Origin of the sequence: Streptomyces sp. NPDC001852, assembly GCF_042891825.1 — a bacterium.
Taxonomy (GTDB): domain Bacteria; phylum Actinomycetota; class Actinomycetes; order Streptomycetales; family Streptomycetaceae; genus Streptomyces.
In genome coordinates, this window is the sequence record NZ_JBIATN010000001.1 from 578,155 (window position 1) to 599,093 (window position 20,939).

Below are 20,939 nucleotides of genomic sequence, written 5' to 3' on the forward strand. Positions count from 1 at the left end.
GAGGCAGCCGTGAGGCGTCGGTGGCTTCGAGGCCGGCCCGGTGCGGTCGTGTCGCGTGGTCGGGGTGGCGGCGGACTGCAGGCGGCCGTGAAGCGGCGGATCCCGGTGCGCAAGCGGCTTCTCGTCCGGCTGCTGTCCGTCTCCGCCCTGATCGCCGTCTGCTCGGTGGCCGCCACCGCCTGGCTCGCGGTGACCACCACCACCAGCGCCCTGAAGGAGGAGCAGGGCCAGGACCTCGCGGCCGACAACAGCATCCTGGCCCGGCTCAGCGGGTACGCGGCCACCCACTCCGACTGGACGGACGTCCGGCGCACCGTCCGGCAGCTGGCTGCCGAGACCGGACGCCGGATCGCGCTCACCACAACCGACCGCACCCTCGTCGCCGACTCCGCGCCCCGCGGCACCCCGCTGCCCCCGCGCCCCGCCGCCACCGTCGACCCACTGCGCACCGACACCTACAGCGAGACCGGCGCCCAGCTCAGCGGCATCGACCCGCGCGTGGTCGGCCCCTACCGGCTGCCGGCGAAGGAGCGCGCGCAGCTGGACCGGCTCGCCGCCCGGCGCAAGCAGTGCTACGAGCGCTTCGGCCTCCAGCCCGGCGTCGTCCACACCAGCAGCGGACGGCCCGTGATCACCCTGCCCAACGGCGCCGATCCCGCCGGCTACGGCGCGTCGGTGTGCGAGGACGGGCGGCTCAACACGGCCACCCCGACCGAACGCAAGGCCCTGGCCGACCTCACCGACCTCGCCCGGCCCTGCCTGAAGCAGGCCGGGCTGGACCTCGGCGGGCCGCTGTTCCTCACCTTCGACCCCAGCGGCAAGGACCCTTTCGGCGGCGGCTACCTCGCCGCCAAGTACGCCGAGGCGGGCAGGGTGAAGACGGCGCGGGCCGCCGAGCACTGCCTGCTGACCGCCCGACGCACCCAACTCGAGCCCTATGTCGCCCCGGTCGCCGACCTGTTCCTCGGCATCGGCGACCAGAACCCCTCCCGCTTCGACATGTCCCCGGCCAACAAGGCCAAGGTGATCGGCGCGGCCGGGCTGGTCCTCGCCGTCACCGTCGCCGTGACCGCCCTCGTCGCCACCCGGCTGGTACGGCCGCTGCGCGCGCTGACGGAGGCCGCCCAGCAGCCGCCCGAGCTGCACGTACGGGTCCCGGTGACCACGCGGGACGAAACCGGCATCCTCGCCGAGGCCTTCAACGACCTGACCGAGCGCCGCGCACGCCTGGAGGCCCAGCGCAAGGCGATGGTCAGCGACATCGCGCACGAACTGCGCAGCCCGCTCACCAACATCCGCGGCTGGCTGGAAGTCGTCCGAGACGGAGTCGTCGAGCCCGACCCGCCGCTGCTGGACTCGCTGCACGAGGAGGCGCTCGTCCTGCAGCGGATCATCGACGACCTGCAGGACCTCGCCGCCGCCGATGCCGGCACCCTGCGGCTGCACCCCGAGCCGCTGCGGGCCGGCGATCTGCTGGAGCAGGTGGCCGCCGCCCACCGGGTCGCCGCCGACGCCGCCGGGGTCGCCCTGCGCACCGAGTCCGACGCCACCGCCTGGCTCGAAGCCGACCCGGTGCGGATGCGGCAGGCCCTCGGGAACCTGGTCTCGAACGCGCTGCGGCACACCCCGGCCGACGGCACGGTCACGCTCGCCGCCCGCCGGGACGGCGCCGACGTCGTGCTGACCGTCACCGACACCGGCACGGGCATCGCGCCCGAGGACCTGCCGCACGTCTTCGAGCGGTTCTGGCGCGCCGAGAAGTCCCGCAGCCGCCGCACCGGCGGCAGCGGACTGGGCCTGCCGATCGTGCGTGACCTGCTCGCCGCCCATTCGGGCACGGCCGAGGCCGCGAGCGAGCCAGGTGCGGGTGCGGTCTTCACCCTGCGGCTGCCCGCGGCCGGTCCACCCGCGGACCACACCTGACCGCCTCCGATTCCCCCGCGCGCACCAGGGGTACTCCGGTCCCGCGGCGCCGTCGAGGGAGGTCGTGCCATGAGCGCACCGGAGGACCTGCCGGTCGTGTCCACGCTCGCCGAGGTGGCCCGCCTGGTGAACACACAGCAGGGCCTGTACGTCCGCTGGTCCCACGGGCCCGGCGCCGATCTGGCCGACGTCTCCAGCACCGACGATCTCACCGGCGTACCCATGCCCGGGCTGTCCGCCAACCCGCTTGACGTCGAAGGCTGGTGGGCGGACCGGTCCGTGGAACTGTGGGTGGCCCGCCGCCTGTACGACTACGCGCACCTGCCGCACGACAAGGGGCCCGGTGTGCGGCCCTGGGTCCTGCGGGGCCGGGAGACCGGCCGGGGCCCCGACAACGAGCCGCTCGTGGCCGATGCCGAGCCGCTGTGCTGGATCGCGGACGAGGTGATCGACGCGGCGAAGGAGGAGGTGGCCCGGCAGGAGCGGGAGTGGGGAACCCTGCGCCGCGGCGGCCGCTGAGGACCGGGACGGTGGGGGCGCGGGGACAGCGGGCCGGGAGCGGCGCGGGGGACAGGCCGGTCAGCCGGAGCGCGGCCGGGTGCGGGCGCGGCGGTACAGCGCCCGGCGCTCCAGCTCGCTCGTTCCGCCCCAGATGCCCATGCCCTGGCCCGTCCCCAGCGCCCAGTCCAGGCACTCCTCCCGGACGGGGCACCGGCTGCAGACCTCCTTGGCCCGCTGGGTCTGCACCAGCGCCGGACCGGTGGTGCCGATGGGGAAGAACAGGTCGGGGTCCTCGTGACGGCACGCGGCATGGTCGCGCCAGTTGTCCATGGAAGTCTCCTGGATCCGATCGAAGTGGTCCGTCCCTGTCGCATGTGTACTGCGCGGGTTCGGGTGACCGGTCGGGGCGGTGTGAAACGGCGTGCGCGACGCGGGATCGTGCCACGACCGCGATCCGGCCACGGGCGCGCGCACGGTCCCGGGGCGGGCCGTACGCGTTCAACAGGCCGGGAAACGGGGCGGATTGGCCACCAGGCCGCGGGCATCCGTACCCGACCGGGCACCGGGGGCGCGGAATCGGGGGCGGGAACCGGCCGGGACCGCCGTCCGCCGCGCCACCGCCCGACCACCGTACTCCGCAGGGCCCTTGCAGGGGTGCGAAACGGATAAAGCATGACGTGTGGCCCTCAGTGGCGCAGCGCCTCGGCGGCCGTCGCGGTCACCGCCTCGGCCAGTGCGGCCAGCGCGGGGGAGTCCAGCTTCCACTGCTGCCAGTACAGCGTGGCGTCCATCCACTCCTCGGGCGCGAGGAGCACCAGCCGGCCCTCGGCCAGCAGCGGCCGCGCCTGGACCTCCGGCACCATGCCCCAGCCGAGCCCGGCGGCGACCGCGTCCAGGAAGCCTTCCGAGGTGGGCACGAGGTGCCTGAGCGGACCGGCTGAGGCCCGTCCCAGCCGGCGTACGAAGGCGTCCTGGAAGTCGTCCTTGCGGTCGAAGAGCACGACCGGGGCCCCGGACAGTGCCTCGGGCAGCGGCCGCCCGCCCAGGTGGGCCGCGGTGAACTCCGGTGTGCCGACCGGCAGATAGCGCATCCGGCCGAGCGGCCGGACCGTGCAGCCCGGCACCGGATCGGCGGCGGTGGTCACCGCCGCCATCACCAGACCCTCGCGCAGCAGGGCCGCCGTGTGGTCCTCGTCCTCCCGGTGCAGTTCGAAGCAGAGGCCCGCCACCCGGGTCAGCGCCGGCAGGAACCAGGTCGCCAGCGAGTCCGCGTTCACCGCCACCGAGACCCGTGTCGGCTCCCCGGCACCGCTCAGCCCCAGTTCGCCCCAGGTGTCCCGTTCCAGCCGGGCGAGCTGCCGGGCGTACCGCACCAGCACCGCGCCGGACTCCGTGGGCCGCACCGGCTTGGTGCGCTGCAGCAGAACCCGGCCGGTGCGCTGTTCCAGGGCCTTGACCCGTTGGCTGACCGCCGACGGGGTGACGTGCAGGACCGCCGCGGCGGCGTCGAAGGTGCCCTCGTCCACCACGGCGAGCAGGGTCCGCACCTGCTCCAGGGGAAGCTCCACCGTCATCACAAGCTCTAAGGGTACGTAAGAATCTTTAGCTGTACTTGCGGCAAGCGCCTTCCTAGGTTCGAGTGCATGAACCACGCCCTGACCGCCGCGGCCGCCGGATTCGGCACCGGCCTCTCCCTGATCGTCGCCATCGGCGCCCAGAACGCCTTCGTCCTGCGGCAGGGGGTGCGCCGGGACGCGGTCCTCGCCGTGGTGGGCATCTGCGCCCTGTCCGACGCGGTGCTCATCGCGCTCGGCGTCGGCGGGGTCGGGGCGGTCGTGACGGCGTGGCCGGGCGCGGTCCGGGCGGTCGGGATCGTCGGGGGTCTCTTCCTGCTCTGCTACGGCGTTCTCGCCGCCCGCCGGGTGCTCGGGCCGGGCACGGCAGGGCTGAGCACCGAGGGGGAGGCCGCGGGCTCCCGGCGCCGGGCGGTGCTCACCTGTCTGGCGATGACCTGGCTGAACCCGCACGTCTATCTGGACACCGTGTTCCTGCTCGGCTCCCTCGCGGCCGACCGGGGCGCGCTGCGCTGGACCTTCGGGCTCGGCGCCGCGCTCGCCAGCCTCTGCTGGTTCGCCGCGCTCGGGTTCGGTGCCCGGCTGCTCGGCCGCTTCCTGGCCCGGCCGGCGGCGTGGCGGCTCCTGGACGGCCTGGTCGCCGTCACCATGCTGGCGCTGGGGGTCACGCTCGTGGCCGGGTCCTGAAGCGGATCCCTTCGGCGTGCACGGATCCTGCTGAGATACTTAGGCTCTCGAATCGAAAAGATGTAGCGAGCAACCTCTATCGCCAACAGGACACCCGTGGACACGAGCGAGAGCAGCACCACCGAACCCGAGGCCGCGACGGACGCGACGGCCGAGCCCCGGCGCGGCTGGCGCCGCTGGGCCATGGACACCCGTCCGCTGACCGTCCCCGCCTACCGGCGCCTGTGGACGTCGACCATCGTCACCGCCGTCGGCAGCCAGCTCACCGCCGTCGCCGTGCCCAAGCAGATCTACGACATCACCCACTCCTCGGCGTGGGTCGGCTACGCGAGCCTGGCCGGCCTCGTGCCCATGGTGGCGTTCGCGCTGTGGGGCGGCGCGGTCGCCGACACCGTGGACCGCCGCAAGCTGCTGCTGGTCACCAACACCGGTATCGCGGTCACCTCGCTGCTGTTCTGGGTCCAGGCCCTCACGGGACTGGACTCCGTCGCCGTCCTCATGGTGCTGCTCGCCTGCCAGCAGGCGTTCTTCGGCCTCAACTCCCCGGCCCGCAACGCCTCCATCGCCCGGCTGGTCCCCGCCGAGCAGTTGCCCGCCGCGAACGCGCTCGGCTCCACGGTGATGCAGACCGGCCTGGTCGCCGGGCCCCTGCTCGCCGGTGTGCTGATCCCGGTCATCGGGCTGCCGGAGCTGTACCTGATCGACGCCCTGGCGCTGTGCCTGACCGTGTGGGCCGTCTTCCGGCTGCCCGCGCTGCCGCCGCTCGGCGGGGCGGCCGCGCGCCGGGCGGGGGTGCGCGAGATAGCCGCGGGCTTCCAGTACATCTCCCGGCACAAGGTGCTGCTGCTGTCCTTCCTCGCCGACATCGTCGCCATGGTCCTCGGCATGCCCCGCGCCCTGTTCCCGCAGCTGGCCGCGCAGACGTACCACTCCTACGGCGAAGGGCTCGCGCTCGGCGTGCTGTTCGCCGGCATCCCGGTCGGCGCGGTGCTCGGCGGCCTGTTCTCCGGGGTGTTCTCGCGGGCCCGCCGGCACGGTTGGATGGTCATCGGTGCGGTCGTCGGCTGGGGCGCGGCCGTCGCCGGGTTCGGGCTGAGCCGCGATCTCTGGGTGGCCCTGGCCTTCCTCGCCGCGGCCGGTGTCGCCGACATGGTGTCGATGGTGTTCCGCGGCGCGATCCTCCTGTCGGCCGCGACGGACGAGATGCGCGGCCGGATGCAGGGGGTCTTCACGGTGGTCGTCGCGGGCGGGCCGCGCCTGGCCGACGTACTGCACGGCACGGCCGGCTCGGCCTTCGGCCCGCGCACCGCGGTGGCGGGCGGCGGCGCCCTGGTCGTCGTGGCGATGCTGGCCCTGGCCGCCGCCGTACCGGCGCTGCGCCGTTACCGGGTCTGACCTAGACCAGACCGCCGCGCCCCTTGGACGCGTACTGGTCCATCAGCTTGCCCCGGGTCGTCTCCAGGCGGTGGGCGAGGATCTCGGCCACCGTCCGCACCAGCGAGAGCCCGAGCAGCGGGTCCTCCACGCTCAGCGCGAGCACCGAGGGCCCGTCGAACTCGTAGGAGCGTACGTCGGTGAAGGCCACCGCGCCGAAGTCCCACTGGTACGGCGGGAACAGCCAGGACCAGCCGAGCATGTCGCCCGCGCCGAGCGTGGCCACGGTGACCCGCTTCCGGGAGGTGACCTGCTGGTCCAGGTGGACAGCGCCGGAGCGGATGACCCAGAACCGGTCGGCGGTGCCGCCCGCCTCGAAGATGCGGGTGTCCTCCGGGAACGAGACCTCCTTGGCCAGTTCCATCAGGCGCTCGCGCTGCGTCTGGGGCAGGGCGGTCAGCAGTTTTATCGCTTTGGTCATGGCGCGGGGCTCCTCGCCGGGGCGGTTCGGGGGTGCTTTCCCTATGCCCATTTCAGCCGCTGCCGCCCGTCAGGGCACCTCGAGGGACGTGGATTTCCTCGGCGCGGACCCGGTTCGCCGCCGCTTCCGGGCAGCAAGAAGCCCTGGCCGGACGGGGGAGGCCGGCCAGGGCCGTATGCGGTGACGCGGTGGGGGGAGGAAGGACGGTTCCGGTCACCCCCGGCATCACGTATGTATGAACGATAAACCATCTGCCGGGTGTTCTACCAATCAGTAGCCGGTCACGTGACCTGTTTCACGCCTCCCGCCGTGACCGGCGGTCCACCCGGGCAGACGATCTCCTGCAGCACCCGCGCCACCGCCTCGAACGCCCACGCCCGGGCCGCCGCCTCCCGCGCACCGTCCGGATCCTTCGCCGTCAGGTCCTGTGCGCGTTCCCGCCAGACCCGTTCCGCCTCGGCCGCGTGCTCCCGGCCGCGCCGGATGCGCCGCAGCAATTCGTCCGCGTCCACGACATCGGTCATGTCCGTCGGGTACCCGCCTGGCCGCGGTGATGACACCGGCACCGAGGGTGTTTGACGGCTTCGGAAGAGGTGAGGCGAAAAGGAGTGAGTTCAGGGATCCGGGCCTCGCTCAGGGAGGAAGGGATGCGCGACAAGCACCTGACCATGTCCCCCGCCACGCGGCGGGAACCGTGCCGCCGAGTGCCGTGCCGTCCGTCCGACGCCCGCAGAACCGTGGAACGCGTGGTGGCCGAACGGTGCCGGGCCCGCGCCATCTCCTGCGGGCCCGCGGCCATGGAGGACGCCCTGGTGGTCACCTCGGAACTCACCACCAACGCCATCCTGCACGGCGGCGGCATCACCGGCTTCGACGTCGCCGTCGACTCCGGCGGCGTACGGGTGTCGGTGAGCGACCGCAGCGACGAACTCCCCGTCGCCGTCGCGCCCGCCGACGAACGCGGCCACACCCGGCTCGGCGGCCGCGGCTGGCCCATCGTCTGCCGACTGTCACGGGACGTCCGGGTCGCCCAGCTGCCCTGCGGCGGCAAACGCATCACGGCCGTCGTGCCGCTGCGCTGAACTGTGCGGGAAGTTCCGCCCCCGTGGTGTTTGCTCCCCGGAGCGAGGGGCAGGCGGAAGTTCGTGCTTCGGACCGGAGGCGCGCGCCCAGCGGGAAACGCACGACTGCCTGGGTCCCCTCTCGGCGGGACCGGGTGCAGACCCGCGGCCGACCCTGACACCACCGTTCGGGCCCGGCCCCGGAACCTCGTTCCGGCCCTGTGCCCTGAAACCACGTTCAGGAGCGATTCCGCATGCTGACCGACATGTCGACAAGCCGTCCCGGCACGCCCACCACGGACTCCGCGGCCGCCGCTCCCGCGCGGCGGTCCCACGACGACGCTCCCGACACCGCCGCGCTGTTCGCCCGGCTGGCGGAACTGGACGACGGCCCCGAGCGGGACGCCGTACGCGACGAACTCGTCGCCGCCTGGCTGCCCATGGCCCACCGCATCGCCGGCCGCTTCCGCGACCGGGGCGAGTCCGTCGAGGACCTGCGGCAGGTGGCCGCGCTCGGGCTGGTCAAGGCCGTCGACCGGTTCGACCCGTCCCGGGGGGCTTTCGAGAGTTACGCGGTGCCGACCATCACCGGCGAGGTCAAGCGGCACTTCCGGGACCGGATGTGGGCCCTGAGGGTGCCCCGCCGGGTGCAGGAACTGCGCAACCGGGTGCGCGTGGCCCGTCGCGAGCTCACCCAGCACCCCGGCAGCCCCGAACCCAGCGTCACCGCCATAGCCGCCCACACGGGCCTCAGCGAGGACGAGGTCGGTGCGGGCCTGGAGGCGCTGGAGAGCTTCAGCACCCTGTCCCTGGACGCCGAACTGTCCACCGGCGACGACGGCTACAGCCTCGCCGACACCCTCGGGGCGGCGGACACCTCGTTCGACGTCGTGGTCGACCGCGAGGCCGCCAAGGAGGGGCTGCGCCGGCTGCCCGAGCGCGAACGGGCCATCCTCTACATGCGGTTCTTCGAGGACATGACGCAGAGCCGCATCGCCGACCGGATGGGCATCTCCCAGATGCACGTCTCCCGGCTGATCAGCCGCAGCTGCGCCCGCGTCCGGGACGAGGCCATGGGCCGGCGCGCGTGGGCGGACCCGGCGTGAGGTCCCCCGGTCTTCGACCGACGTGCTGGTCCCGGGAGCGACCGTGCGGACGCCACCACCGTCGCCCGCCGGACCCCGCTCATCCGCCGCCTGGAGCGGCAGCGCTTCGGCGAGGGCGGCTCGTGCCGCTCCGCCGGACCGCACGAGCGGCTGATCGAGGCCTGCGCCGGCGGCGACGTGGCCGGCGCGGTCCGGGTCACGGTGCCCCCGGCCGACGGACCGTCACGTCCTCGGCCGGCCCGCCCCGGTCGTGACGCCCAGCGGCCGGGCCAGACCCGAGACCGCCTCGTCCAGCCGCTGCAGATGGCGCAGCACCCGGTCGGTGACCCGGCCGTAGCGCGGGGTGCGCAGGGTTCCCGGCTCCAGCATCGAGGCGATGCTGGGGCCGGTCTCGATCTCTGCCGTGGCCCGCGGGTCGGCGACATGCGCGGCGATCGCCTCGATGTTGTGCACGATCCGCGCGCCCGCCCCGCGCAGCCGGGGATCCGCGGCGATCGACGGATGCGTCGGCAGCAGCTCGGCCGTCGCCGCGAGCGAGCGCCCGTGGTAGGCGCACGTCTCCAGCAGTGCCACCACGTACCGGGCGGTGTCCCGGCGTGAGCGCAACGGCGTGATCGGATGGGTCAGCGGCTGGGTGGCCGCGCGCAGGTCCGCCAGCGCCTGGTCCAGATCGCGTGCCTGCTCCACCAGATCGGCGCCCGCCCCGCCGCTCAACTGCTCGACCGCGCCCCGCGTGACCCCGGCGAGCCGGTCGAGAACCGTGCCGAGGAGTTCGTTGGTACGGCGGTCCGTGTGGATCGGCAGCACCACCGCCGCCGCGATCACCCCGCAGGCCGCGCCGAGCGCCGTCTCCTCCACCCGCAGCACCAGCACCGCCGTGCTGTAGGTGTTCAGCAGCGTGTACAGCAGCCCGAGCATCGCCGTGACGAAGAACGACATCAGCGTGTACGACAGCGGCGCGGTGTAGAACATCGCGAAGATGAACACCAGCACCAGGCCGAACGCCGTCCACGTGTGGTGCCCCACCAGACCGGCGAGCACGATGCCGGCCACCACGCCGAGCACCGTGCCCAGCAGCCGACGGTAGCCCTTGACCAGGATCTCGCCGGTCGAGGCGGTGTTGAGGAACACGATCCAGCAGGTCAGCACCGCCCAGTACCAGCGCTGACTGGACAACAGCTCGCCGCCCGCGATGGCCAGCGCGGAACCGACGGCCACCTGGACCGCGGCGCGCGTCGTGGGCCGCTCCAGACCGGTCGGCCCCGGCTCCTCGGCCTCGGCCTCCTCACCCGCCTCGATCGCGGCGTCCTCCGCGTCCAGTTCCTCGCGCGAGCGGGCCGTCGCCGGGGTGTCGTCGGACTCGTCCTGCGGCCCGTCCAGCGCGACCCGCAGACCCAGCGCGGCCCGGGCGGCCTCGCCGAGCCCACGGAAGACGTCCTGCACGGCCGGCGAGGCCTTGGGCAGGTTCTCCTCCTCGCGGTAGCCGAGCAGCCGGTTGCGCACCTGGGCGAGCGCGGTGCCCCTTGCCTCGCCGACCGGCCGCAGCATCAACAGCCGCAGCGCCTGCAGATCCCGGCGCAGCGCCGCCGTGGCCTCGTCCCGCACCGGAAGCTCCCCGCCGGAGGGCAGCGCGGCGCCCGGCAGATGCAGGGTGAGGGTGTCGGTCCGCTCGGCGCTGCGCGCGGTCAGCAGCAGCAGTCCGAGCCGCTCGGAGGCGACCTCGGCGTCCGCGATCCGGCGCTGCAGCAGCCGGGCCACCGCGGCGTCGGAGGTGCCGTCCTCCAGCCGCCCCTGGATCAGCAGTGCCGTCTCGTGCAGCCGGGCGGTGGCGGTGCGCAGATCGTCCAGGACCTTGTCCACGTCCTCCGGTCCGGCGTCCAGCAACTCGGCCTGCACGGCGATCAGCTGCGCGAGCCGGGCGCGGAACGCCCGCCGCAGCCGGTCCAGGGTGCCCGTCGGGGTCTGCGGCAGCAGCACGAAGCGCGCGGCGGCGCTGCACGCGAAGGCCACGCAGATGACCCCGTACAGCGCGGGCAACGCCGAGACGGTCGCGTGCACGAACAGGGAGAGGAAGTAGATCTGGAAGCCGATCAGGCCGAGCGCCGTGCCGCGGTCACCGAACCGGCGGCCGTAGACCGCGCAGAAGATGAGGACGACGAAGAACAGGTCCCCGGCGACGACCCGTTGGTTCAGCAGCGCGCCCAGCGACACCGACGCCAGTGCCACCGGCAGGCCGAGCGCGAGCGTCACGGCCTGCGCCGCGCGCTGCGTCTCCCGGATGGCGAAGGTCGACACCATCGCCGCCATGGCGCCGGCGACCAGGTGCGGCACCGGCACCCGCAGGGCGGCCAGGACGGCGAGGGTGAGCGCGATCGCGGTGACCGTGCGCAGCCCGGCGGTGAGCCGGAGCAGCCCGGGATCGTACGCCGCGAGCCGGTCCCACACGCGTACCCGCCCAGGTCGTCCCGCTGTGCCCACGCCGCCGCGCTCTCTCCCGTGCCGGAAATCGATCTCCGCCCCAGCATCGCACGACGGTCCGGACCGGTTGCCCCACGGGTGCGGTCGGCACCGGGGAACGGATCAGCTCCTGCCGCTCGGTGTCACGGGCTGTCCACCGTCCCGCCCTCCACCCGTGCCCGTACCTGTTCCGGCGTCAGATACGCGTCGGTGAACTCGAAGTCCTTCAGGCGGGCCGGCTTGCGGGCCTGGAAGCCGGTGCGGACGAAATCGTCGCCGGCGACCGCGTTCAGCAGCCAGTTGGTCATCACCCGGGCCTTGGCGACATTGGTGCGCAGCGCCGACCAGTGGTATCCGCGGGCCACCGCCTGGGCGGGGACCCCGCGCAGCTCGATGCCGAGCGGCTTGGACACGGCGTCCTTGCCGCCGAGGTCGACGACCAGACCCAGGTCGCGGTGCACGTACGGCTGCATCGGCGTGCCCCGCAATGTCGCGATGACGTTGTCCGCGACGCTCTTGCCCTGCCGCATGGCGTGCTGGGCGGTCGGCGGGCACACTGCGCCGTCGCCCTTGGCCAGGTCCGGCACGGCGGCCGAGTCGCCGAGCGCGAACACCCCGTCGTGACCCGGCAGGCACATCTCGGGGGTGACCGCCAGCCGGCCCCGGACCGTCTCCGCGCCGAGCGTGCCGATCAGCGGGCTCGCGACCACGCCGGCCGTCCAGATCAGCGTGTGCGTCGGCACCACCCGGCCGTCGGTGAAGGTGACCTCCTCGGCGCCGGCCTTGTCGATCGACACGCCGAGCGACACCTGGATGCCCCGCCGCCCCAGGATCTCCTGCGCGCTGCGGCCGAGCTTCTCGCCCAGCTCCGGCATCAACTTGGGCGCGATGTCGATCAGATGCCACTTGATCAGGCCGGGATCCAGCCGCGGGTAGCGCTGTACGGCGGCATGCGTCAGCCGTTGCAGACAGGCGGCGGTCTCGGTGCCGGCGTATCCGCCGCCGACGACCACGAACTGCAGCCGCGCGGCCCGCTCGGCCGGGTCGTCGCTGGCGTCCGCCAGGTCGAGCTGCGCGATGACGTGGTCGCGGACGTAGGCGGCCTCGGCCAGGGTCTTCATCCCGAAGGCGTGCTCGGTCAGTCCCGGGATGTCGAAGGTGCGCGTCACACTGCCGGGTGCCAGCACGATGTAGTCGTACGGCTCGTCGACGATCTTGTCGTTGATGGTCTGGACGACGCACACCTTGGACTTGAGGTCCACGCCGATCGCGCCGCCCGGGATGATCCGGGTGCGGTACTTCTTGCTGCGGCGCAGGCTCAGGGCGATCGACTGCGGCGTGAGCACGCCGGAGGCGACCTGGGGCAGCAGGGGCAGGTACAGCTGGTAGGACTGAGGCGTCACCAGAGTGACGTCGGCCTCGGTGGGTGCGAGCTTGCGCTCCAGGCGGCGGACGCACGCAACTCCGGCGAAGCCTGCGCCAACCACCAGGATCCTGGGTCGTGTCACGGTGTTTCATCCCTTTCTGCGGCTCCAGGCGGTCCGACTCGACGCCGCTCGCCTGCCCTGGAGCGGTGCGCACCACCTTTGATCCCACCGTGCCCCGAGCCGTTCCGCCAGCCGGGTGCGGCAGGCAGACGAACGCGTGGGCACCAGCATGCCCCCGCTGGGGCTGGAGTAACCGGTTGTCGCACAGATACACGTCGTACACGTGGTGCGGTCACCAGGGGAGGAACACATGGATGTCCTTGCCCTGGTCGTCGACGACGACGCTGACCTGCGTGCACAGCGTGTGCACCAGGTGCCAGCCGATGCCGCCGCCGCCCGTGCGCGGGTGGAAGGGCCGCGGTTCCGGCTTGGTCGTGCTCGTGTCGCGCACCGTGACGTGCACGCCGTCGAAGGTGCGGCGCATGCGCAGACCGAACGGCCCGGGCGCGTACTGGATCACGTTGGCGGCCAGCTCCGTGACGACCAGCAGAATGTCGTCCCAGTACTCGGGTGCGGCGGGCGGCGCCTGGGCGGCGAGCGCACAGAGCCATTCCTCCGCGGCGAGCCGGGCCTCCGTGACGTTGCACAGCTCACCGGCGAAGGAGAAGGTGCGCTCGTACCCGTCCTCCGAGGGCGGTGTGTCGTCCCCGCGTGGCTCCGTCGCCATCTCGTATCCCCTGTCCCGGACGGCCAGGGACGTGGCGGCCCTCCGACCAGGACGGCTGTCGGTGCTGATCTCATCCTGTGCCTGCGAGTTCCCGCAGCCGGGCCGGATATCCGTCCGTCCCGGCCGGTGATACGGATCGATGCGGCCGCCGGGACGGCGGGCGTCAGCGGAAGACGTCGTCCGGCTCGTCCCAGTCCGCGGGCTCCTGCGGGACCCGTGCCGTCCGGGACCGCGCCTGGTACATCGCGTCGATCTCGGCGGCGTAGTGCCGCACGATGACGTCCCGGCGCAGCTTCAGAGACGGGGTGAGCAGACCGTTGTCCGCGGCGAACGGCTCCGGCAGAACGCGGTAGACCCGGATGGACTCCGCGCGGGACACGGCGCTGTTGGCGGAGGCGACGGCCCGCGCGATCTCCTCCCGCAGCGCGTTCTCCTCACGGCCGTCCCGGCCCGGACTGCCGCCCTGGAGCGCCAGCACGCCCCGCCAGTGCGCGAGGAACTCCGGATCCAGGGTGATCAGGGCGCCGACACAGGGACGGTCGTCGCCGATCACGACCGCCTGGTGGACCAGCGGATGCATGCGCAGCCGCTGCTCCAGCGGGGCCGGGGCGACGCTCTTGCCGCCGCTGGTGACGATGATGTCCTTCTTGCGCCCGGTGATCGTCAGATAGCCTTCGGAATCCAGCCGCCCGATGTCCCCGGTGGCCAGCCAGCCGCCGCGCAGCGCGGCCCGCGTCGCCGGCTCGTCGCCGATGTAGCCCTGGAACACCGACGGGCCGCGCACCAGGATCTCCCCGTCGTCGGCCACCTGCACATCGGTGCCCGGCAGCGGCCGGCCGACCGTACCGGACTTCTCCCGGCCGAGCGGCTGCATGGTGATCCCGCCGGAGGTCTCGGTGAGGCCGTACCCGTCGTGGACGAACACCCCGATGCCCTCGTAGAACAGGGTCAGTTCACGGCTGAGCGAGGAACCGCCGGAGGTACCGCGCACCACCCGCCCGCCGAGCGCCGCGCGCAGCCTGCGGTACACCGTCCGTTCGTACAGCGCGTGTTGCAGCCTCAGCTCGAACCCGGGCCCCGGGCCTGTGCCCAGCCGGTGGCGCTCCAGCGCCTGGGCGAAGTCCCGCGCGGTCTGCGCGGCCCGTTCGAACAGGGCAGCCCGGCCCGCCTCACCGGCCGCCCGCAGGAACTTCTTGTAGAGCTTCTCGAACAGCGACGGCACACCGTACAGATACGTCGGCCGGAAGCTGGCCAGAGCCGACGCCAGCGACGCCTCGGTCAGCTCCGGCTCGTGCGCCATCAGGGCGCCCCCACGCACGCACACCAGCATGATCATGAGGCCGTACACATGGGAGAACGGCAGAAACGCCAGGACGGACGGCTGTACGCCCGGCGGGGCGGCGGTGTGCAGCCAGCCGGCCAGGTAGGTGTCGCAGGGGTAGGCGAGGCTCCGGTGGCTGAGCGCGCAGCCCTGGGGGTGGCCGGAGGTGCCCGAGGTGTAGACGACGGCCGCCGTGGCGTCCGGCAGCACGATCCGGCGCAGCGACTCCACGGTGGTGTACGGCACGACCGTGCCCTGCTCGACGAGTTCGCGCAGCGCGCCCGCGTCCAGCTGCCAGACGTGGCGCAGCCGGGGCAGCCGGGCGCACACCGTGCCGACCGTCATGACGCCCTGCTCGTCCTCCACGACCACGGCCACACAGCCGGCGTCCCGCAGGATCCACTCGGCCTGGTCCCGCGAGGAGGCCGGATGGATGGGCACGACCTCGGCGCCCACGGCCCACAGCGCATGGCAGAACACGGTCCACTCGTAGCGGGTGCGGGACATCAGGGCCACCCGGTGGCCGGGGGAGATCCCGGCGGCGATCAGCCCCTTGGCCAGCTCGACCACCTCGTCGCGCAGCTCGACGGCCGTCACCTCCTGCCACACGGTGGCGGCGGAGTCCACCCGGTGGGCGAGCACCGGCAGGGTGGGACTGCGTTCCGCGGTGTCGAAGACGCTGTCGGCCAGGCCGCCGGAGAGCGGCGGGGCAACGGCGGGAGCGAGGGCGACGTCGCGCATGCGCTGCTCCTGGATGTACAGAGGGTCACACCGTCGACCGGCTCGGTGTCGGCGGTGCTCGAATGTAGCCCAGCGGACCGCGCTCGGTGCCGGGAACGCGGAAGTCGTGATCGGCTGATGACGCGGGCGTGTCCTGGGGACTCGGCAGACATGAGTCATGTGAACCCCGATCCGGAACCCGAGCGGACCACCGGGCTGGAGCCCGGCGGCTCGGTACCGCCCGGCGAAACGCCGCCGGCCGAGAGCAGCCTGCCCGAGGCCGGGCCGCGGGAGCCGTACGCTCAGGGCAGGGGCTGGGCCAAGGCGCCGCTGACGCTGATCCTCGTCCTCGTCCTCGTGATCGCGCTCGGCTTCCTGGCGTACGCCCTGGCACTGATCCTCTGACCGGTCCGCTCACCCCTGGGTGCGCCGTACGCACTCGGTGACGACGTCCTGCAGGCTGCCGGCCCGCTCCAGCAGCCGACGCTGCTCGTGCGCCCCGTTGCCCCGGCGCAGCAGGTCGGCCACACCCTGTTCGGCGTGCTCGGCGTCGCCGGTGGCGGTGAGCGCGTCCCAGGTGTGCCTCAGCAGCGACCGCAGCACCTGCGCGGCGGGCTCGGGCCGCATGACCGCCGGGTCCAGCAGGTTCTCCTCCAGGCCGAACCGGGCGGCCTGCCAGTCGGCGAGCCGCAGCAGGCTCACGCTGTGGCCGGGCGCCGGGCGGCCCGCCCGCCAGTGCTGTGCGGCCGTCTCCACGAGCGCACGGGTCAGCGTGGCGATCAGCACGGCGGTGTCCGCGGCCAGGCACACGTCCGACACCCGGACCTCCACGGTCGGATAGCGGGCGGACAGCCGTGCGTCGAAGTACACCATCCTCGAGTCCAGCACGGCACCGGTGGCCACCATCTCCGCCACCCGCCGGTGATACCGCTCGGCCGACGTGAACGGCTCGGTCGGCCCGGCCGACGGCCAGCGGTTCCACACCTGGCTGCGATAGCTGGCGTAGCTGGTGTCCCGTCCCTGCCAGAACGGCGAGTTCGCACTGATCGCGCGGAGTACGGGGAGCCATGGGCGGATCCGGTCGAGGACGGCGATGCCCTCCTCGTCGGACTCCACGCACACGTGCACATGGCAGCCGCACACCAACTGCTCCCAGGTCGGGATGCCGTAGTGCTCGGCCAGCCACTCATAGCGCTCGTTCACGGTGAGGGAGGGGCTGACCGGCAGGGGGGAGGTGGCCAGGGCCGCCACCGCGCAGCCGAGCTCCCCGGCGTGCCGCGCCGCCTCCTTGCGGCAGCGCACGATCTCCTCGCCGAGGTCCGCCATGTTCGTCTGCGGGTGTGTGGCGAACTCCAGCATCTGCCCGAACAGCTCCCTCTCGAAGACGTGCTGCCCCGGATCGTCGTGGGCGACCCGGGCGAGGACAGCCGCCGCCAGCGCCTTCGGTTCGCCGCTGTCCGGGTCGACCAGAAGGAGCTCCTCCTCCACTCCCACGGTGCGCACGTGGTGCCACCCTTCCGTGTCCATGCCACGAGGGGCAGTCAAGGCTCTGTACGACCCCCGACTGCCCCTGGGTGGGCAGCCGACACCTGTAGATTCAGTGCTCCGGTGCCAGCCAGACCGTGGCGAGCGGCGGCAGCGTGAGCCTCAGGAACCCGTCCTCGGGCTTGAGCAGCCCCTCGTCGCCGACGCCGACCCCGCCGCCGCCGTAGCGGACGTCGTCGGTGTTCAGCTCCTCCTGCCAGGCGGCGATCTCGTCGCCGGCCCACAGCCGGTAGTCGTGCCGGACGACCGGGGAGAAGTTCGACACCGCGAGCAGGGGGGAGCCGTCGGCGGCGTACCGCAGGAACGCGAAGACGTTGTCGTCCGCCGCGTCGCACAGCACCCACCGGAAGCCGCCCGGGTCGGTGTCCCGCTGCCACAGCGCCGGGGTCGCCCGGTACACGGTGTTCAGGTCCCGCACCAGATCGCGCACGCCCCGGTGGTCACCGGCCGAGTGGTAGTCGTCGCCGAGCAGCCACCACTCGGGGCCGTGCGCCTCGGACCACTCCGCCCCCTGGGCGAACTCCTGCCCCATGAACAACAGCTGTTTGCCCGGATGGGCCCACATGAAGCCCAGGTAGGCGCGATGGTTGGCGCGCCGCTGCCACCAGTCGCCGGGCATCTTCGACACCAGTGCCTGTTTGCCGTGCACGACCTCGTCGTGGGAGATCGGCAGGACGTAGTTCTCGCTGTAGGCGTACACCATCGAGAAGGTCATCTCGTTGTGGTGGTACTTGCGGTGCACCGGCTCCTTCTGGATGTACTGCAGCGAGTCGTGCATCCAGCCCATGTTCCACTTCAGCCCGAACCCGAGCCCGCCGCTGTCGGTCGGCCGGGTCACCCCGTCCCAGGCGGTGGACTCCTCGGCGATGGTCACCACACCCGGGCAGCGCCGGTAGACGGTGGCGTTCATCTCCTGCAGGAAGGCGACCGCGTCCAGGTCCTCCCGCCCGCCGAACACGTTCGGCGTCCACTGGCCGGAGTCCCGCGAGTAGTCCAGGTAGAGCATCGAGGCGACGGCGTCCACCCGCAGCCCGTCGATGTGGAACTCCTGGCACCAGTACACCGCGTTGGCGACCAGGAAGTTGCGCACCTCCGTGCGCCCGTAGTCGAACTCGTACGTCCCCCAGTCCGGGTGCTCGGCGCGCGTCGCGTTCCCGGGCTCGTACAGCGGATCCCCGTCGAACCGGGCCAGCGCCCAGTCGTCCTTCGGGAAGTGCGCCGGTACCCAGTCCATGATCACGCCGATGCCGGCCCGGTGCAGCGCGTCCACCAGGTGCCTGAAGTCGTCCGGGGAGCCGAGGCGGGGTGTCGGCGCGTAGTAGGAGGTGACCTGGTAGCCCCAGGAGCCGCTGAACGGATGCCCGGCGACCGGCATCAGCTCGACGTGCGTGAAGCCCATCTCCTTGACGTAGGCGGGCAGTTCCTCGGCAAGCCGGCGGTACGTCGATCCGGGCCGCCAGGACGGCAGATGCACCTCGTACACCGAGAACGGTGCCTGGTGCACGGGCGTGTCGCCCCGGTGGGCCAGCCACTCCGCGTCGCCCCACTCGTACCGCGACACCGTGACCACCGACGCCGTGTCCGGCGGCACCTCCGTGCACCGCGCCATCGGGTCGGCCTTGAGGAAGCGGTGGCCGTACCGCGAGGTGATCTCGAACTTGTAGCGGGCGCCCTCGCCGATGCCGGGCAGGAACAGCTCCCACACCCCGGACGCGCCGAGCGAGCGCATCGGGTACTGGGTGCCGTCCCAGTACGTGAAGTCCCCGGCCACCCGCACCCCCTGGGCGTTGGGCGCCCACACCGTGAAGCGGGTGCCGGTCACGCCCTGGTGCGTCATCGGCTCGGCGCCGAGCGCCTGCCACAGCTGCTCGTGCCGCCCCTCCCGGATCAGATGCAGGTCCAGCTCGCCCAGGGCGGGCAGGAACCGGTACGGGTCGTGCACCTCCTGCTCGGCATCGTCGTAGGTCACCAGCAGCGTGTACGACGGGATCTCCGGGTACGGCAGGACGGCCGCGAAGAGACCGTCGCCCTCGGACGCGAGCGCATGGCGCTTGCCGTCGACGACGACGTTCACCACCCGCGCGTTCGGGCGCAGTGCCCGGAACAGCGTGCCGCCCGGGACCGGGTGGGCGCCCAGCAGGGCGTGCGGATCGTGGTGGGCGCCGCCGAGCAGCCGGCCGCGATCGGCCGGGTCCAGCGCCAGGGCCGGGGCCGGCTCAGGTCCGGCGCTCTCGGGGAGCGAGGTGTCGCGCAGAGCCATGACGTCATCCTCCCCACACGGCGAGCCGCTTGATCGCCGCCATCGGTACCGGCAGCCAGTCGGGCCGGTGTCTTGCCTCGTACAGCACCTCGTAGACCGCCCTGTCCGTCTCGTGCGCGCGCAGCAGCGCGTGCTTCTTGCGTGGATCCCAGCCGGCGCGGGCCGCGTAGCCCGCGCAGAACGCCTCCCGGCAGCGGCGCGCCCATTCGGGTCGCCAGGGGCGGCGCTGCCGGGCCGCGTAGTCGAAGGAGCGCAGCATCCCCGCCACGTCCCGGACCGGGGAGTGCGGGGCCCGGCGCTCGGCGAGCGGCCGGGACGGCTCGCCCTCGAAGTCGATGACGAACCAGTCGCGGCCGGCCTGCAGCACCTGCCCGAGGTGCAGATCGCCGTGGATGCGCTGGGCGGGGGGCCCGGAGTCGCAGGTGGCGAGCGCCCTGAACGCGGCCCGCAGCCCCGGCACATAGGGCAGCAGCCCCGGTACGGCGTGCGCGGCCGCATCCAGCCGGGCGCACATCGCCTCGGCCGTACGGCCGTTCTCGCCCGGCCCGGCCGGACCGAACGCCTCGGCCAGCGCGAGGTGCACCTCGGCCATGGCCCGGCCCAGTTCCCGGGCCTCGGCGGTGAAGTCGTCGCCGGCGGCGAGCGCGCGCAGCGCCAGCGTCCAGCCGTCGGTCGCGTCCGGCAGGAACGGCTGCAGCACACCCAGCGTGGCCGGCTGCGGCGCGGTGGTGCCGAACCAGGCCACGGGCGCCGGCACCCGGGTGCAGCCCTGTGCGGCGAGCGCGGCCGTCACCTCCAGGTCCGGGTTGACGCCCGGCTGGATCCGGCGGAAGACCTTCAGGATGTACGCGTCGCCGTACACGATCGAGGAGTTGGACTGCTCGGCGTCCAGCAGCCGCGGCGGCAGGCCGCCGGGCAGGTGGGCGGCCGGGTCGGCCTCGAACCGCAGCGGACCGGCCGCGCCGGGCTGCCGCAGCCGCTCCAGCAGCAGGTTGGCCGAGCGGGGGTCGTGCAGCGCGTCGTAGACCGCGAGCCCGGCGAACGGGCCGTGCTCGGCCCGTCCGATGTACGCCCGCTCCAGCCGCGGGGCGACGTGTTCGCGCAGCCCGAGGAGCAGCTGGTAGCAGTCACCGGGCGGGGGAGTGCCGCCCGGCGTGGGCACGGGCGCGTGGGAGGCGTGCACCAGCAGATGCAGACACCCCGGGAACAGCTCGGTCACGGAGAGCACCGACAGATCGGTGACGGGCCGGTCCTTGCCCGCGAACCAGCGTTGCCTCGGCAGCCATTGGCGCAGCAGCCCGCCGAGCGAGGCCAGGGGCCCGTCGAGACCGGCCGCCGCTCTCGGTCGGACCGTGATGGTCTTCGGCATGGTGACGCGTCCTTTCCTCGGCGCCGGTCGGTCAGCGACGGCGGCCGATGCGGGATGCGACTCGGGTGAGCCGGAACCAGTAGAAGCCGTGGCCTTGCAGGGTCAGCAGGTAGGGAAGTTCACCGATCGCCGGGAAGCGGACTCCGCCGATCAGCTCGACCGGGTGCCGGCCGTCGAAGGCCCGCAGGTCGAGTTCGGTGGGCTGCGCGAAGCGGGAGAAGTTGTGGACGCACAGCACCAGGTCGTCGCCGTACTCGCGCAGGAACGCCAGCACCGCCGGGTTGGAGGACTGCAGTTCCGTGAACGAGCCGAGTCCGAAGGCAGGATTCTGCTTGCGGATCTCGATCATGCGCCGGGTCCAGTGCAGCAGCGAGGACGGCGAGGACATCGACGCCTCGACGTTGGT

General features: G+C 72.9%; 19 protein-coding genes and 1 pseudogene. 8 read left to right on the plus strand and 12 right to left on the minus strand.

Translation table 11 applies throughout. The annotated features are described in order from the left end of the window. Positions 1-87 precede the first annotated feature (87 nt). On the plus strand, positions 88-1,923 hold the full coding sequence (locus ACFYZB_RS02560; RefSeq protein ID WP_388753491.1) for a sensor histidine kinase: 1,836 nt from the start codon (positions 88-90) through the stop codon (positions 1,921-1,923). A 69-nt stretch (positions 1,924-1,992) separates the two neighbouring features. Next, entirely contained in the window at positions 1,993-2,442 is a 450-nt protein-coding gene (locus ACFYZB_RS02565; protein ID WP_388753406.1) for a DUF6098 family protein, read from the plus strand. Between the two features lie 60 nt (positions 2,443-2,502). On the opposite strand, the gene ACFYZB_RS02570 is transcribed toward ACFYZB_RS02565, so the two are convergent. Next, positions 2,503-2,754, minus strand: coding sequence for a WhiB family transcriptional regulator (locus tag ACFYZB_RS02570; protein ID WP_388753409.1), 252 nt, complete (start codon positions 2,752-2,754; stop codon positions 2,503-2,505). A gap of 356 nt (positions 2,755-3,110) precedes the next feature. Then, on the minus strand, positions 3,111-3,998 hold the full coding sequence (locus ACFYZB_RS02575) for a LysR family transcriptional regulator ArgP (protein WP_388753411.1): 888 nt from the start codon (positions 3,996-3,998) through the stop codon (positions 3,111-3,113). A 69-nt stretch (positions 3,999-4,067) separates the two neighbouring features. On the opposite strand from ACFYZB_RS02575, the gene ACFYZB_RS02580 reads away from it, so the two are divergent. Together ACFYZB_RS02580 and ACFYZB_RS02585 are read left to right on the plus strand one after the other, a co-directional pair. Then, positions 4,068-4,685 (plus strand): LysE/ArgO family amino acid transporter, encoded by a 618-nt coding sequence (locus tag ACFYZB_RS02580; protein WP_388753413.1) that lies wholly within the window; start codon positions 4,068-4,070, stop codon positions 4,683-4,685. Positions 4,686-4,781: 96 nt separating this feature from the next. Next, positions 4,782-6,080, plus strand: coding sequence for an MFS transporter (locus tag ACFYZB_RS02585; protein WP_388753415.1), 1,299 nt, complete (start codon positions 4,782-4,784; stop codon positions 6,078-6,080). A 1-nt stretch (position 6,081) separates the two neighbouring features. Here ACFYZB_RS02585 and ACFYZB_RS02590 read toward each other — a convergent pair whose 3' ends face one another. Both ACFYZB_RS02590 and ACFYZB_RS02595 read right to left on the minus strand, forming a co-directional pair. Further along, a complete protein-coding gene (locus tag ACFYZB_RS02590; RefSeq protein ID WP_388753417.1) occupies positions 6,082-6,540 on the minus strand; it encodes a cyclic nucleotide-binding domain-containing protein in 459 nt (152 codons plus the stop codon). A gap of 281 nt (positions 6,541-6,821) precedes the next feature. Continuing rightward, positions 6,822-7,064, minus strand: a complete 243-nt coding sequence (locus tag ACFYZB_RS02595) for a hypothetical protein (RefSeq protein WP_388753420.1) — start codon at positions 7,062-7,064, stop codon at positions 6,822-6,824. 123 nt (positions 7,065-7,187) lie between these two features. On the opposite strand from ACFYZB_RS02595, the gene ACFYZB_RS02600 reads away from it, so the two are divergent. The 3 genes and pseudogenes from ACFYZB_RS02600 to ACFYZB_RS02610 form a co-directional block, all read left to right on the plus strand. Further along, positions 7,188-7,622 carry an ATP-binding protein gene (locus ACFYZB_RS02600; protein WP_388753422.1) on the plus strand — a complete coding sequence of 145 codons (435 nt, stop codon included), beginning with the start codon at positions 7,188-7,190 and terminating at the stop codon, positions 7,620-7,622. Between the two features lie 233 nt (positions 7,623-7,855). Next, positions 7,856-8,707: a SigB/SigF/SigG family RNA polymerase sigma factor gene (locus tag ACFYZB_RS02605; protein ID WP_388753425.1), complete on the plus strand. Its 852-nt coding sequence runs from the start codon at positions 7,856-7,858 to the stop codon at positions 8,705-8,707. 39 nt (positions 8,708-8,746) lie between these two features. Beyond that, a pseudogene (locus ACFYZB_RS02610) lies at positions 8,747-8,908 on the plus strand (GntR family transcriptional regulator); the annotation flags it as partial. A gap of 21 nt (positions 8,909-8,929) precedes the next feature. Here ACFYZB_RS02610 and ACFYZB_RS02615 read toward each other — a convergent pair. The 4 genes from ACFYZB_RS02615 to ACFYZB_RS02630 form a co-directional block, all read right to left on the minus strand. Next, positions 8,930-11,152 (minus strand): FUSC family protein, encoded by a 2,223-nt coding sequence (locus tag ACFYZB_RS02615; RefSeq protein WP_388753428.1) that lies wholly within the window; start codon positions 11,150-11,152, stop codon positions 8,930-8,932. Between the two features lie 155 nt (positions 11,153-11,307). Continuing rightward, complete coding sequence (locus tag ACFYZB_RS02620) at positions 11,308-12,672, minus strand: NAD(P)/FAD-dependent oxidoreductase (protein ID WP_388753430.1); 1,365 nt, start codon at positions 12,670-12,672, stop codon at positions 11,308-11,310. Between the two features lie 211 nt (positions 12,673-12,883). After that, positions 12,884-13,318, minus strand: a complete 435-nt coding sequence (locus tag ACFYZB_RS02625; protein WP_388753433.1) for an ATP-binding protein — start codon at positions 13,316-13,318, stop codon at positions 12,884-12,886. A gap of 163 nt (positions 13,319-13,481) precedes the next feature. Continuing rightward, the gene (locus ACFYZB_RS02630; RefSeq protein ID WP_388753436.1) at positions 13,482-15,380 is read right to left on the minus strand and encodes an AMP-dependent synthetase/ligase; all 1,899 of its coding nucleotides are present in this window, start codon (positions 15,378-15,380) and stop codon (positions 13,482-13,484) included. 150 nt (positions 15,381-15,530) lie between these two features. Here ACFYZB_RS02630 and ACFYZB_RS02635 point away from each other — a divergent pair, with 150 nt between their 5' ends. Beyond that, complete coding sequence (locus ACFYZB_RS02635) at positions 15,531-15,764, plus strand: DUF6480 family protein (protein ID WP_388753438.1); 234 nt, start codon at positions 15,531-15,533, stop codon at positions 15,762-15,764. Between the two features lie 9 nt (positions 15,765-15,773). Here ACFYZB_RS02635 and ACFYZB_RS02640 read toward each other — a convergent pair whose 3' ends face one another. From ACFYZB_RS02640 to ACFYZB_RS02655, 4 genes are all read right to left on the minus strand, one after another. Further along, positions 15,774-16,862: a glutamate--cysteine ligase gene (locus ACFYZB_RS02640; protein ID WP_388753440.1), complete on the minus strand. Its 1,089-nt coding sequence runs from the start codon at positions 16,860-16,862 to the stop codon at positions 15,774-15,776. A 94-nt stretch (positions 16,863-16,956) separates the two neighbouring features. Beyond that, positions 16,957-19,164 carry a 1,4-alpha-glucan branching enzyme gene (gene glgB, locus ACFYZB_RS02645; RefSeq protein ID WP_388753443.1) on the minus strand — a complete coding sequence of 736 codons (2,208 nt, stop codon included), beginning with the start codon at positions 19,162-19,164 and terminating at the stop codon, positions 16,957-16,959. Between the two features lie 4 nt (positions 19,165-19,168). Continuing rightward, complete coding sequence (locus ACFYZB_RS02650; protein WP_388753446.1) at positions 19,169-20,533, minus strand: maltokinase; 1,365 nt, start codon at positions 20,531-20,533, stop codon at positions 19,169-19,171. 31 nt (positions 20,534-20,564) lie between these two features. Further along, positions 20,565-20,939: alpha-glucosidase C-terminal domain-containing protein (locus tag ACFYZB_RS02655; RefSeq protein WP_388753449.1), on the minus strand; the 375-nt coding region annotated here is incomplete at its 5' end.